This window comes from Corynebacterium sp. HMSC076C10, from assembly GCF_001812455.1.
GTDB classification, from domain to species: domain Bacteria; phylum Actinomycetota; class Actinomycetes; order Mycobacteriales; family Mycobacteriaceae; genus Corynebacterium; species Corynebacterium jeikeium_D.
The window spans coordinates 45,996-60,361 of record NZ_KV809111.1; the positions used below are offsets into that span (position 1 = coordinate 45,996).

Consider the following 14,366-nt stretch of genomic DNA (forward strand, 5'->3'; position numbering starts at 1 on the left):
TAGATGAGGGAATTAGTGGTTGACGCGGGACAGGTAGGAGCCGTCACGGGTGTCGACCTTCAGTACGTCGCCGGTTTCGATGAACAGCGGCACCTGAATCTCAGCGCCAGTCTCCAAAGTTGCCGGCTTGGTGCCACCGGTGGAGCGGTCGCCCTGCAGACCCGGGTCGGTCTGCTCAACCTTCAGTTCAACCGAAACAGGCATTTCAGCGAAAAGAACGTTGCCCTCATGGAAGGACACCTGGCAGGTGGTTTCCGGAAGCAGGAACTTAGCACCCTCCGGCATCTGAGCGTCCAGGATGGAAATCTGGTCGTAGGTCTTGTCGTCCATGAAGACGTATCCTTCACCGTCGTGGTACAGGTACGTCATGTCGCGGCGGTCGACGGTAGCAGTCTCAATCTTGACGCCAGCGTTGAAAGTCTTGTCAACAACCTTGCCGGTCAGAACGTCCTTCAGCTTGGTGCGGACGAATGCCGGACCCTTACCTGGCTTGACGTGCTGGAACTCCACGATCTGCTGAAGCTTGTTGTCGTGCTTGATAACTAGACCGTTTTTAAAATCTGCGGTGGTAGCCAACTAAACTCTCCTGAAATTGTTAAAAAGCTCTCTGACGAAACCACGATACTCCGTATCTCATCGAGAGAAAAATAAAACGCCGTGATGTTAGGCTCGCGGTTTCGGCAGCTGCGTAATAATTTCCGGCTCGTTGTCCGTGATAATCAACGTATCTTCGATGCGCACACCGCCGAACCCCGGCACATAGATACCAGGCTCGATGGTCAACGTCATGCCAGCTGCCAACTTCCCCTTGCCAGTGCGAGCAGCAAATGGAGCCTCATGCACCTCAATACCGATTCCGTGGCCGGTGGAATGAACGAAGTGCTCCCCATAACCAGCCTTTTCAATAATGTTCCGGCATGCTGCGTCAACAGTCACAACATCAGCCCCTGGCACGGCCGCTTTTACGCCAGCCAGCTGGGCTTCCAGCACGACATTGTAAATCTCTCGGGCCTTCTCGTCTGCGAACTCCACCCCGGCAACAATCGCGCCGTCCAAATCCGACGACGTATTGTTCGGATCGTTTTCGTTTGACGACGTTCCCGCCTCACCGGCAAAGAGGGTACGTGTCATATCTGAGTTGTAGCCCCCGGCAAAGGCGCCAAAGTCAATAGTGACCAGGTCACCTGCCTCGATTACGCGATCTTCCGCTCCGTGGTGTGGCTTGGCGGAATTCGGGCCGCTCGCGACAATCGTGTCGAAGCTTGGCCGATCGGCGCCATGCATGCGCATGCGGTACTCCAACTCTGCGGCGACTTCGCGCTCCGTGCGGCCGGCGACCACGATGCCGTCGTGAAGCAAGTCCTCGAATGCGCGGACCGCGATGTCGGCGACGTGGCGCAGAGCGACGAGTTCCGTATCGGACTTGACCTCCCGCAGTTTAGAGACGACGCCCGTAGTCGATACCAGCTCGAGTGCCTGTGGCCGGGCATCCTCTAGCTCTTGGTAAGCGGCCATAGTGAGGAACTCAGATTCAACACCAAGACGCGAGATATCCAGCTTTCGGCATTGACCGACGAGTGCCACGCCGGTGTTGCGAGCGGTGAGTAACTCCACGTCCGGTGCCTGTTTGCCAGCCTGAACCGTATAGCGGCCGTCGGTGGAAAGCAGCGCTTCCCCACTGGCCGCAACAATCAAACCAGCATTCGAGCCGTGGAAACCTGTAAGCCAACCAACATGCGTCGGATCGACTGTGAGGAAACCGTCGCAGTCGTTGTCGGACAATGCGTCGATAAGAGCGGCTCGGCGGGCGGCGTAGTTCGTGGAGATATCTGTCATAGTTTCGTACTCACCCTTCTCAGTGCCATGGAATACCCATCAGTTCCGCATCCGACGATAACGCCCGCGGCAAGCGCCGACAGGTACGAGTGGTGCCGAAACTCCTCCCGGGCGTGAATGTTTGAAATATGGACCTCGTGGAAGCCCGCGCCGTCGGCAATTTCGGCAAGCGCGTCACGTAGGGCGACGGAGGTGTGTGTCAACCCCCCTGGATTGATAATGACTGGCCAACCGTAGTCGGCAGCTTCGTGAACCCACTCGATGAGTTGACCTTCATAGTTGGATTGGCGGCAATCCACTACGACGCCAAGCTCCTTGGCTAGGGTGCGAAGTTCAGATTCGACATCGGCCAAAGTAGTGGCACCGTAAATTTCTGGCTGACGCTTGCCCAGACGATCGAGGTTCGGGCCGTTCAGAACAAGCACGGTCGGAATCGCCGTTGTGGCATCAGTTGCTGCGCGAAGAGAGGTCATGAGCGGGCTGACTCCTCCGATGCGGCGTGCCCATTGTTGCAGAGCAGTTCGTATGCACGCTCGAGGTCATCCATTCCCGAGCCTTCAAGACGGGCTGTTTCACCGGGGTTTTCTAGAATAACGAATCGGATCGCACCGTCGCGGTTCTTCTTATCCCTGGTCATAGCATCGTAGAGCTCGGTAAAACGACCTGCCTGGTAGGTCGTTGGCAGCCCAATGGACTCTAGGATGCGACGGTGGCGGTCTACGAGTTCCTGATCAATATGTCCGGTGATCTTGGCCAGCTCGGCAACATAAACCATGCCTACAGCTACGGCATGGCCATGGCGCCAGCGGTAGTTTTCAAAGTGCTCAACGGCATGACCGAAAGTGTGGCCATAGTTCAGGATCTCACGGAGGCCAGATTCCTTCAGATCCTCAGCGACAACGCGTGCCTTGACAGCAATCGCGCGCTCGACCAGTTCTGGCAGGTCACCGTCAACATCGAGGCAGGCCTGCGGGTTTGCCTCGTAAAGATCGAGAATCTTCGTGTCCGCGATAAATCCAGCCTTGATAATCTCTGCCGAGCCCGCGATCAGCTCGGCCTTCGGCAAGGTGCGCAGGACATCAAGGTCACAGAACACCGCGGCAGGCTCGTGGAAAGCGCCGACCAGGTTCTTGCCGGCTGCAGTGTTGATACCGGTCTTACCGCCGACAGCTGCGTCGACCATGCCGAGCAGCGTCGTCGGGACCTGGATAACCTTCACTCCACGCATCCACGCGGCGGCGACGAATCCACCGAAGTCTGTAGCTGCACCGCCGCCAATCGCGATTACCGCGTCACGCCGGCCCAGACCGCGTTCACCAAAAGTGTCCCAAACTGTTTCAGCAACTGCGAGCGTCTTGCCCTCCTCCGCATCCGGAACCTGGATGCTGAAGGAGTCGACTCCTTTGTCCGCCAGAGCCTTGATGACGCCGAAGCTCAGCTCTTGAACGCTCCCCTGGTGAATTACCGCAACCTGGGAAGCAAAGGTAGCGGCCTCCGCAATCTGCTCGGTGAGTCCATGCCCCATGGTCACCGTGTACGGCGATGGGCCTTCAACACGGATTGTGCGGGTTGAGTTCATTGTCAGTCCCTAGTCGTTAGCGTAAGAAATGTATGGAGTTGCTGGTTATACGGCAGTGATTAGCTGCCGCCTTTTAAGAGTCGCCAGTTAAGCCTCGTCGCAGGTTTCATCGAGGTAGCTGAGGATCTCGGCCACAACGCGCTGCGGGGAACGTTCGTCGGAACGCACCTTGAAAGTGGCTGCATCTTCGTAAAAAGCTCGGCGAGCCTCATAGAGCGCGCGGTAATGAGCCTCAGGATCATCCGCCTGGAGCACCGGGCGCGAATTGTTACCCGCTGTACGACGGACCCCCTCTGCAATGCTGATCTCGAGGTAGACGACGTTATGGTCTGCCAGCAGGTCACGGGTCGCCTGCGAAATCACGGCACCACCGCCAAGTGAGACGATTCCGTCGTGGGTCAGAGCCTCCGCCACGATTTGTTCCTCGATACGGCGGAATTCCGGCTCTCCCAGCTCGGAAAAGACTTCCCCACAAGTCTTGCCCATGCGCTGTTCAATCATCTCATCGGTATCGGTGAGTCTTGTGCTCAATGCACGAGACAGTCGACGACCGATGGTGGACTTTCCCGATCCGGGCGGTCCGACAAGGACAATAGTAGGAACGGACATTCCCCTCGTTTTACCCTTCTTCGTGTGCGCGACTGTGGCGCTATTTCCAATCAAGGCGACGTCGAGTCTGCTCCAAGTAGCCCTCAACGTTACGCTTGGTTTCCTCCAGGCTATCGCCGCCGAACTTTTCCATCACTGCACGCGCCAGTACCAGCGCGACCATTGCCTCTGCGACAACACCGCCGGCCGGGACCGCGCAGACATCAGAGCGCTGGTGGATTGCGGTAGCTGCATCGCCGCTGGCCATATCGACGGTCTTCAGCGCACGCGGAACGGTCGAAATTGGTTTCATCGCAGCACGCACAACGAGAGGTTGAGCATTAGTCATGCCACCCTCCAGGCCACCGGCGCGGTTAGTTTCCCGATCCACGCCGTCGTCGGTACGCACCATTTCATCGTGAGCCTCGGTGCCACGGCGACGGGCTTCCTCAAAACCGTCGCCGATCTCCACGCCCTTGACGGACTGAATTCCCATCAAGGCAGCCGCAAGCTGCGAATCCAGACGGGCATCACCGGAAATGTGCGATCCCAGACCCACCGGCAGACCGTGGACAACGACCTCGACGATGCCACCGAGGGTGTCGCCCTGCTTCTTGGCGGCCTTGATTTCGTCAATCATCGACTCCTCCGCAGCTGCGGAGAATGCACGCACTGGCGACTCGTCAATCTTGTCCTGATCAGCGAAGGTCGGCAGTGGCCCCTCGTAGGGCTCCGAACGACCGATGGAAATAACGTGGCTGACAACTTCCACACCGAGAGTCTCACGCAGAATTGAGCGTGCCACAACCGATGCCGCCACACGTGCTGCAGTCTCGCGAGCCGATGAACGCTCCAGGATGTTTCGAGCATCGGTGTGGTTGTACTTCAGCATGCCGTTGAAATCGGCATGCCCCGGGCGCGGGCGGGTTAAGGTGGCGCCACGAGCTGTATCCAAAACAACTGGGTCAACTGGATCCGGGCTCATGACCTCAGTCCACTTGGGCCATTCGGAGTTGCCGACCATAATGCCAATCGGCGATCCCAGCGTCTCACCATGTCGAATGCCAGTCAGCAGGGTGACCTCATCAGCCTCAAACTTCATTCGCGCCCCGCGACCATAGCCGAGGCGGCGGCGTGCGAGGTGGCGTGATACGTCATCTGTAGTCAGGGGAAGTCCGGCTGGCGCGCCTTCTACGAGAGCGATAAGCGCTTTGCCGTGAGATTCACCCGCGGTAGTCCAACGAAGCATAGGTATCATAATGTCACGTTTGCCGTACTTCTTGTGCATTTGGGGGCATACAAGTTTCAAATATGCCCCAATTCATCGCCGCTGGTCTACCGCTTCAGGGGACTTGTAGGTACCCTCCGCTTATCCCCCACACAATGGCGGTTGCTGCAAGCATCGCAGGCCCATGAGGCACGCTCGCCGGTACAGGCGCTGTTTTTGCTTTACGACGGTCACCCCAGGCCCGCTTTCCCGCGGTGACTCCTGCCATGAGGAGAGTGAGTCCGGCAGCCAACAGAATTGCCACTGCAATCCAAATTGCTGTCGCCACTGGCTCGCCCGATACCAGACCGACACCGCCCCCGAGAATTGCTGCGAGCTTCACATCTCCAGCCCCCATAGAGCGTGGGTTGAAGATGAAGACTGCTACATAGAGGCCAAACCAGAGGCCTATTCCTATTCCTATGGCTGCGACTGCACTGGCGAGATTGTCAGCCAAGGTGCTCTTTTGCTGGAGCACCATTCCAGTGGTTGCTATCAGACCCACTGCCCCTAGCACTAACCACCAGTTCGGTAGTCTTCGCCGAGTCACATCCAACCAGCAGCCAATACCGCCCCAGCCGAGTACAAGCATCACGACTAGGAAATAGAAAACCCGGTCAAGGTAGACCGGGTCAATCCTGTGCTGTCCAATCGGAGACAGCCCTATCTCAGTTATTCCCCACCCCATAACTTTGGGATTGTAACGGTTGTGAGCTAGTTCGGCAGCGCTGCACGCATCGCCTCGACATCGGGAGTGCGTCCAGTAAACTGCTCAAACTGTCCCACCGCTTGATGTAGCAACATGGACAATCCACCGACCGCCTGTGTCCCTCCGCGTTCCGCTGCTTTCACAAGTGGGGTTGGCCAGGGATTGTAAATGGCGTCGAGAATCTTCGGTGCTCGAGCGAGGTAGCCAGCAACCGACTCAATTGCGGCTGACGGCACCGTAGAGACCAGCACGTCGGCATTACCAGCAATATCTGCCAGGTTTGGAACATCAAAAGTCACCCAAACAAATTCCATCCCCAGCGCGGCAGCTAATGGTTCAATGTCATATGCGCGCTCGGAGCGCGCTACCACGGTCACATGATTGACCCCCAGCTGCGACAGCGCCCAAAGTGCCGGCCGTGCTGTGCCACCGGCACCAACAACAACGGCGCGGCCACGTGGTGCGTTCGTGCAGTCTATCTCGCGCAGTGCTCCCAGTACGCCGTCGCCATCGGTGTTGTCGGCAAACCAATCCGAATCGCGACGGACCAGAGTGTTCGCTGAACCAATGAGCCTCGCGCGCTCACTGACTTCATCGGCGAAGTCCAGCGCGGCAAACTTGCCGGGCATCGTGACGGAAAACCCCTGGAAACTGGGGTCTGCGCCACCAACGACGTCGGCAAGTTCTTCGGCGTTGCAGCGAATGCGGTCATAGTGCCAGTCATTCATTCCCGCAGCGCGGTAACCGGCGTTGTGAATAGCCGGCGAGTACGAGTGATCAATCGGATCTCCCAGCACGGCTGCGCGATGAGTTATAGGCATAGGAGTTCTACCTCTTAGCGGTTGGAATCCAGCACGCCATTGTTGCGTGACTCGTCGATAGCGGCCTCGTGCTCTTCGAAGGTCGTGCTAAAGACAGTATTTCCTTCCTTGTCCACCGTGACAAAGTACAGCCAGGTGCCGTCTGCCGGATTTTCCATGGCACGAATCGCCTCGATGGAGGGCGAAGCAATGGGGGTTTCCGGCAGCCCCTCCTTGGCGTAGGTGTTCCACGCGGTCTTTCGCGCGCGGTCCTCATCCGTGGTTGCGATTTCCTGATCTGGCAGGTCGTAGTTGACTGTCGAGTCGAACTGCAGCTGCGTCGGTTCTTCGAGACGGTTGAGAATAACGCGAGCGACCTTATCGAAGTCGCCATCTGGGGCCTCCATCTGGATCAAAGAAGCTGCGGTAATCAGCTCGTATGGAGTAAGACCAACCATGTCCGCTGAAGCCATGAGACCCGTGTCCTCATAATTCTTCACCGATTCCTTGACCAATTTTGCCAGCATCTGTTCGGGCGTCTGCTGCGGGTCAAGGTGATGAATACCCGGCGTAATGAGTCCCTCAAGACGACGAGGGTCGTTGCCACGCGCAGCTACCGCGTCCCGTGCCCATTCTGGAACACCCAGCGCGGCCAAATCGGCCTCGCCAGCAGCACGTTCGAGATCGGCCTTGGATACGCAGTCATTGTCTTCAACACAAGTGGCCTCAGAAATAAGCGAGAAAATTCCCTTACGTACATCCGATGAGGACACAATGCGGGTATCGGCGAAACGGGCGCCAGTCGGAATGTCAACGGTACCGACCTGATTTTCGACATCCAGAAGAGCCTCGACGGTCTCGTCGGCCTTCATCCGCTGATGGAGTCGGTAGAAACCAGGCTGCAATTCACTTGAATGAGAGTTCTCATTCGCGGCCTGGATGAACGCACGGGAAGACTTGACGACGCCGCTTTCCACCAATTGGTTGGACAAATCAGTAAGTGACGTGCCTTCACTGACCTCAACAATCGTCAATGGACCCTCAGCTTTGCCATCGTAATCGTCAACAATGCCGCCACGATTCCAGACGAGGCCAATCACTCCGAGGACCAACACGCATAACAGGACAGAAGTTACATTGATTGCCACTGCCGTTTGGCGGTGACGAACTCGAGGCTTTGCCCCACCGCTGCGAGCACCAGCGCGGTCCCGGTCGGCACCGCCGCTATCAGTGCGGCGCGCAGTCTGCGCGTCTTTACTCATCAATAATCTCCTCGAATGCAGCTCACTCTCCCATCGGTATCAGCAAGGAGTCTTCCCATTCGGGTACGACACGCGACTAATAACGACTGGTGCGACATAGCGTTACGACGAAGTCGTAGCACTAGGTTGCATTGTAGGTGTGAATCGCCACTTCAACTTTTCAAATCCTATGCACGCGACAAACGTGCTTAGGTATTACACACTTAATAATTGCGCAAAGGTGGGTGAATTGTCACCTTTCGGTAACTTTTGTGTGCCCCTACTCGGTATTTTCGTCCAAAGCTTTTGCCCGTCTGTCCAACCAGGACTGCAGAATTTCTACTGCCGCAGCCTGGTCAATAATCTTCCGCCCGGACTTAACATCAATACCTGCTGCGTGCAGCCGTGATTGGGCCATTACCGTCGTCATCCGCTCGTCGGCGTAATGCACTACGACTCGATCACCGAGTCGGCGCTGCAGCCGGAATCCAACGTCAGTAGCTTTCCGCGCAGAAGTCCCGAACGAGCCGTCGAGCATAAGGGGCATGCCGACAACAATCTCGACGACCTCATGTTCAGTGGCAAGTTCCACGAGCCGGTCAATATCCGGCCCGTCAGGATCTTTTCGCCCCGTTGCCCGAGTGACTGTTTCAACCGGGGTCGCCAGGATACAGTCGGGGTCAGAGACCGCGACGCCAACGCGGACATCGCCGACGTCGATTCCGAGCCGTCGACCCCGACCGGGATCATCCTGACCGGGGGTATCAATACGGGGCTTAGCCATTGTTTACTGCTCTTCCGATAGCACAGCCGTTAATTGGCTACTTGGACAGTTCGGCCTCAACCGCGGCCAATGCTGCGTCGATTCCTGAAGCATCAGAGCCGGAGCCCTGTGCCATTGCCGGTTTACCGCCGCCCTTGCCGCCGACCTCAGCGCCCATCAGCTTCACCAAATCGCCGGCCTTAATACCGCGATTGACGGCTTCATCCGAAACCGAGGCCACAAACGGAACCTTGCCGCCAGCGTTGGAAATCAACGCAATGACGCTTGGGCGATCCGCAAGGCGCTTCGCCAAGTCATTAGCCAGCGAACGGATGTCCTTCATCTCCGTACCGTCGGGAAGCTTAAGGCCGAGGTAGGTGACATCGCCGATGGTGCGAGCGGACTCCAGGTGAGACGCGGCATTGGCCAGCAGCTGTCCGGCCTTGAAATCAGCGAGCTGCTTCTCTGCAGCCTTGAGCTTTTCAGCCAGTGCTGCAATGCGGTCTGGCAGCTCAGCAGAAGGAGCCTTGAATTCAGTGGCCAGTCGTTCAGCCAGGAGACGCTCGGTGGACAGGTAGCGGAAGGAATCCATACCCGAGTAAGCCTCAATACGGCGCACGCCCGATCCGACCGAGGACTCGCCCAGCACAGCTACCGGACCAATCTGCGAAGAATGCGAAACGTGGGTACCGCCACACAGCTCAATTGAGAACGGGCCACCGACCTCGACAACGCGGACGATGTCGCCGTAGTTCTCGTTGAACAATGCCATGGCACCAGCTGCCTTGGCCTCTTCCAAAGGCATCTCGGCAGTATTGACAGCCCAGTCGTTGTCGACAGCCTCATTGGTGATCTGCTCAATCTCACGGAGCTGTTCCGGTGTGAGCTGCTCACCGTACTTGAAGTCGAAACGGAGGTAGCCCGGCTTATTCATGGAACCAGCCTGAGTTGCAGTATCCCCCAGTACCTGACGCAGAGCACCGTGAATCAAGTGAGTTGCAGTGTGCGCCTGACGAGCACCGTGACGCCACTGCTCGTCGACCAAAGCTTCAGCGGAGACGCCCGGAGTGAATTCACCAGCGGTGACAATGCCCTTGTGCAGCCACAGTTTCTTGCCCACCTTTTGAACATCGTTGATGTGGACCACAGCGCCGGAATCAGTCACGATACGACCACGGTCAGCCAGCTGACCGCCGGCCTCGGCGTAGAGCGGAGTGCGATCGAGGATAACCTCAATCTCATCGCCCTCTGCGGCAAACGACTGCTTCTGGCCATCGGCAATGATGCCAAGAATCGTGGATTCGTCGGCAAGCCGATCGTAACCAGTGAAGGACGTCGGGTGTTCATCGATGAACTCGCGGTAGACATGCAGGTCGGTGTGAGACTGCTTCTTTGCCTGGCTGTCGGCCTTTGCGCGCGCACGCTGCTCAGCCATCTCGCGATCGAATTCCTCGCGGTCGATGGTCAGGCCGGCCTCTTCGGCCATCTCGATGGTCAGGTCGATTGGGAAGCCGTGGGTGTCATGCAGGGTGAAGGCGTCGTGACCGGATAGAACGGTTTTACCCTCTGCCTTGGCCTTGGTGGCAGCGCGCTCGAACAGCTCCTCACCAGCGGACAGAGTCTTGGTGAAGGTCTTTTCCTCGGCGACGGCGACGCGGCGAATACGGTTCCAGTTCTCCGCGATCTCTGGGTACGACGGGGTCATGGTCTCGGCCGCAATACCAATCAGCTTCTCCAGCACTGGACCGTTAGCGCCGAGCAGACGCGCAGAGCGGATGATGCGGCGCAGCAGGCGACGCAGGATATAGCCACGATCGGAGTTCGAGGGGGTGACACCGTCGAGCATCAGCATCAAGCCGGTGCGGCTGTGGTCAGCGATGACGCGGAAACGGATGTTGTCCTGGTGGTTGGAGCTGTACTTCGAACCGGTGAGCCGCTCAGCTTCGTCGATAACCGGACGCAGCAGATCGGTTTCGTAGACGTTGTCGACACCCTGCAGCAGGAAAGCAACGCGCTCGATGCCCATACCGGTATCGATGTTTTTCTTCGGCAGCGGGCCAAGAATCTCGAAAGAGTCCTTGCCTGTTCCTTCGCCACGCTCGTTTTCCATGAAGACGAGGTTCCAAATCTCGATGTAGCGATCCTCGTCCGCTTCTGGGCCACCGTCAGCGCCGTACTCCGGGCCGCGGTCGTAGAAAATCTCTGAACACGGGCCACACGGGCCAGGCACACCCATGGACCAGTAGTTGTCCGCCATGCCTCGGCGCTGAATGCGCTCTTCCGGCACACCAACCTTCTCGTGCCAGATGTCATGGGCCTCATCGTCATCGAGGAAAACCGTCACCCACAGCTTCTCAGCCGGGATGCCAAAGCCGCCGTCCTCAACAGCACCGGTCAGAAGGCTCCATGCATGAGTGATGGCACCTTCCTTGAAGTAATTTCCGAAGGAGAAGTTACCCGCCATCTGGAAGAAGGTGTTGTGGCGGGTGGTGATACCCACCTCTTCAATGTCCAGTGTGCGCACGCACTTCTGAATTGAGGTCGCGGTGGAGAAGTCCGGAGTCTCATTGCCGAGGAAGTAGGGCTTGAACGGCACCATGCCGGCATTAACGAACAGCAGGTTCGGGTCATCCAAAACCAGGGAGGCACTGGGGACCTCGGTGTGTCCCGCCTTTACGAAATGCTGGATGAAGCGATTTCGAATTTCATGAGTCTGCACGGTGTTCTACTTCCTCGTTTCACGTCGAGCGTCCGAGATGTTTAATACAAAACTAGCAGTCTACCCGCTCGGTTCGAGCAACTTTAAAACCACCCCACCGGCACCCCGTAGATTCCGACCGATCTCGGCTACTTCGATTTCCGGCGGCTCCCCCGGATAATTCGGCGAATGCGTCCGAGGTATTCAGCCATGCCGTTTTCACGACCGTGATTGGATGGGACGAAATAATCAGTGCCCACTAACTGATCTGGTGGATACTGTTGGGCGACGACACCCATGGGGTCATTGTGCGGGTAGATATAGTCCACCGCGTGACCAAGGTCCTTAGCCCCGCTGTAATGTCCGTCGCGCAAATGTGGTGGCACCGGTCCGGTCTTCCCGGAACGAACATCCTTCAATGCCCCGTCGATTGCGCTTATGACCGAATTCGACTTCGGTGCTGTTGCCAAGTGAATCGTGGCCTGCGCCAGCGTCAGCCGGGCTTCCGGCATCCCTATCAAGGCAACTGCCTGCGCCGCGGCGACGGCGGTTTGCAGAGCTGTCGGGTCGGCCATACCGATGTCTTCGCTGGCCAGAATAACGATTCGGCGGGCAATAAACCGAGGGTCTTCCCCACCCTCAATCATCCGCGCCAGGTAATGCAGGGCAGCATCGACATCAGATCCGCGGACGGACTTAATAAACGCGCTGGTGACGTCGTAATGCTGGTCGCCGTCGCGGTCATAGCGAACCACAGCCCTGTTGATCGAATTGGCAAGCGACTCAGCGGTAATCTGCTCCCCATCGGCTACGGCTTCTGCGGCTGCCTCGAGGTACGTGAGGGAACGACGGGCATCTCCAGCTGCCAGCGCAATGAGTTGTTTACGTGCATCGTCTGTCATACTGACGCGACCATTCAGGCCGCGCTCATCGGTAAGTGCTCGATCAATGAGCGTGCCGACGGCTTCGTCGTCCAGTGGCTGCAACTGCAACAGCAGTGACCGACTGAGCAGCGGGGACACCACTGAGAAGGATGGGTTTTCCGTCGTTGCCGCGACGAGAAGGACAATCCGGTTTTCCACGGCACCCAGCAGGGCATCCTGCTGGGTCTTGGAAAAACGGTGCACCTCGTCGATGAAGAGCACCGTTTGAATGCCCTGGTTAACGAGCGTGCGACGAGCAGTGTCGATAACCGCACGCACTTCCTTTACCCCGGCATTAAGCGCGGAAAGCGCTTCAAAGTGTCGTCCAGTCGCCGCGGAAATCAAACTGGCGAGAGTGGTCTTGCCAGTTCCGGGAGGGCCAAACAAAATAACGGAGGTGTCGCCGCCACCTTCGACCAGACGGCGCAACGGTGCTCCGGGGGCTAACAGGTGGTCTTGACCAACGACTTCATCGAGGTTTCGCGGTCGCATCCGAACCGCCAACGGCGCGTGTGCACCTGGGTGAAAATAGGCGCTCGCATCGGAGTTCAGGCCAGTGCTTGCTGGCCCCGCACTCCGACCTTGGCTCTTGGCCGCTGTAGGTCCGGCGACCGAAGGTTCGTCGAAAAGCCCTGGAGCGTCATCGGCGGAGCCGTTTGCACCGCCTGACGGCAGCTTATTCGGATCCGCCACGTGTGCCCTAGCCTTCCTCTTGCTCTAAGAAATCGATGACTGCATGCGCGAACTGTTCCAGCTCGTCGGCACGATCGTCCTCACACTTATGGGCGAACTGTGCAATCGCGCGAGCCGTGTTAGCCATGTCGCGCCGCTCCAGTGCTGAGCCGCCAACTTCCGGCTTCAGGTCCGTGCGTCCTTCATGCCCCACCCACAGCGCTTGCTTTGGAGAACCGAAGAAGGAAACCGTTGCGGAGATGAAAAACCAACCGAGCAACGCCGCAGCGATGAACGCCATCAAACGGCGGTCGCTTGTGCCGCGATACCAATGGTCACGAATCTCTTCCATCCAGGCACGGACAAACACGTCGACCTCTGCCTCCGATGGACGCTCCACGAAAACGTGCAGCGGGAAGCCTGCGACGACGCTGGCCACGTCGAAGATGACATCGCGGTAACCAGCCCACTCATAGTCGAGGAACTGGACCTTGTCCGCCAGCAGAATGTTGTCCGGGGCGAGGTCAAACGGAGTGAACGCCCTATGCGTGCCCTTCTCAATTCGACGAGCAGCATCCTCACCGAAAGAGCGCACAGCGTCAGGAACGGGAATGCCGGACCCCTCGATAGCTCGCATGCCAAAGCGAATCCCCGACACAATGCCGTGGTCACGCGCCTCGAGAGCCTCACGATCGACCTTGTTCTTCACCCACATACGACGACGCAGGGTCTCAAACCCCTCTTCGCGAGTATGCGTGTGAATATGCATCCGGCCCAGCGAAGCACCGAGGCTGCGGAATGCGCGCAATCGTCGCTCTTCATCGCCACGAAAGAGTACGTCCGCAAGAGTGTCCACGACACCGACGTCGCTCAGAACCAATAGCTGCTTTGAAACATCGTAAGCAAGGAGCTGAGGCCCCGGGCGGACGTCGTCAGGCAGCGTATTGATGAACTGGTACGCCACGACTTCCCGTAAAACGGCGGGATCAACGCCTTCAGTCGTCGTAGGAATTTGCTTTACGACGACCGTGCGTTCCTGCATAAAGGGATTTGTGGCGACCCGTACGCGGACAACAAGAGCGTTTGACTGGCCTGTAAGTACTTCTGGATCCGACAACACTGGAGTGCCGCCGAATCGTGCGGAAAGCAGTGTCGCTGCGTCTTTAACTACGCTGTCAACTTCTGCTGCAGCGTCGTCCGAGTACTCCATTGAATGCCCTTTCAATGAGCCAGTTTCAGTCAGGCGATACGGATGTTGCGTTGTGGCCAGTACCGCCTTGGTTAGGAGGA

General features: G+C 57.8%; 13 protein-coding genes. All 13 read right to left on the bottom strand.

Annotated features, from left to right (window positions below; all coding sequences use genetic code 11):
- Positions 1-12: 12 nt before the first annotated feature.
- Positions 13-576, bottom strand: a complete 564-nt coding sequence (efp, locus tag HMPREF2857_RS05000) for an elongation factor P (RefSeq protein WP_016422706.1) — start codon at positions 574-576, stop codon at positions 13-15.
- 87 nt (positions 577-663) lie between these two features.
- Positions 664-1,836, bottom strand: a complete 1,173-nt coding sequence (locus HMPREF2857_RS05005; protein WP_070642983.1) for a M24 family metallopeptidase — start codon at positions 1,834-1,836, stop codon at positions 664-666.
- Positions 1,833-2,309, bottom strand: coding sequence for a type II 3-dehydroquinate dehydratase (gene aroQ / locus HMPREF2857_RS05010; protein ID WP_016422704.1), 477 nt, complete (start codon positions 2,307-2,309; stop codon positions 1,833-1,835). Before aroQ ends, HMPREF2857_RS05005 begins: the two co-directional genes overlap by 4 nt.
- Positions 2,306-3,415 carry a 3-dehydroquinate synthase gene (gene aroB, locus HMPREF2857_RS05015; RefSeq protein WP_070642984.1) on the bottom strand — a complete coding sequence of 370 codons (1,110 nt, stop codon included), beginning with the start codon at positions 3,413-3,415 and terminating at the stop codon, positions 2,306-2,308. Before aroB ends, aroQ begins: the two co-directional genes overlap by 4 nt.
- Positions 3,416-3,502: 87 nt before the next feature.
- Entirely contained in the window at positions 3,503-4,024 is a 522-nt protein-coding gene (locus tag HMPREF2857_RS05020) for a shikimate kinase (RefSeq protein ID WP_048731844.1), read from the bottom strand.
- Positions 4,025-4,064: 40 nt separating this feature from the next.
- Positions 4,065-5,252 (bottom strand): chorismate synthase, encoded by a 1,188-nt coding sequence (aroC, locus tag HMPREF2857_RS05025; RefSeq protein ID WP_187400145.1) that lies wholly within the window; start codon positions 5,250-5,252, stop codon positions 4,065-4,067.
- Between the two features lie 94 nt (positions 5,253-5,346).
- Entirely contained in the window at positions 5,347-5,958 is a 612-nt protein-coding gene (locus HMPREF2857_RS05030; RefSeq protein ID WP_070642985.1) for a prepilin peptidase, read from the bottom strand.
- A 26-nt stretch (positions 5,959-5,984) separates the two neighbouring features.
- Positions 5,985-6,800, bottom strand: a complete 816-nt coding sequence (locus tag HMPREF2857_RS05035; RefSeq protein WP_070642987.1) for a shikimate dehydrogenase — start codon at positions 6,798-6,800, stop codon at positions 5,985-5,987.
- Between the two features lie 14 nt (positions 6,801-6,814).
- Complete coding sequence (gene mltG, locus HMPREF2857_RS05040; protein WP_070642989.1) at positions 6,815-8,041, bottom strand: endolytic transglycosylase MltG; 1,227 nt, start codon at positions 8,039-8,041, stop codon at positions 6,815-6,817.
- Between the two features lie 259 nt (positions 8,042-8,300).
- Positions 8,301-8,804 carry a Holliday junction resolvase RuvX gene (gene ruvX / locus HMPREF2857_RS05045; RefSeq protein WP_070642991.1) on the bottom strand — a complete coding sequence of 168 codons (504 nt, stop codon included), beginning with the start codon at positions 8,802-8,804 and terminating at the stop codon, positions 8,301-8,303.
- A 37-nt stretch (positions 8,805-8,841) separates the two neighbouring features.
- A complete protein-coding gene (alaS, locus tag HMPREF2857_RS05050; RefSeq protein WP_016422696.1) occupies positions 8,842-11,502 on the bottom strand; it encodes an alanine--tRNA ligase in 2,661 nt (886 codons plus the stop codon).
- Positions 11,503-11,630: 128 nt separating this feature from the next.
- Positions 11,631-12,956, bottom strand: a complete 1,326-nt coding sequence (locus HMPREF2857_RS05055) for a replication-associated recombination protein A (RefSeq protein WP_232250888.1) — start codon at positions 12,954-12,956, stop codon at positions 11,631-11,633.
- A 148-nt stretch (positions 12,957-13,104) separates the two neighbouring features.
- Complete coding sequence (locus HMPREF2857_RS05060; protein ID WP_070602564.1) at positions 13,105-14,286, bottom strand: phosphotransferase family protein; 1,182 nt, start codon at positions 14,284-14,286, stop codon at positions 13,105-13,107.
- Between the last annotated feature and the right edge of the window lie 80 nt (positions 14,287-14,366).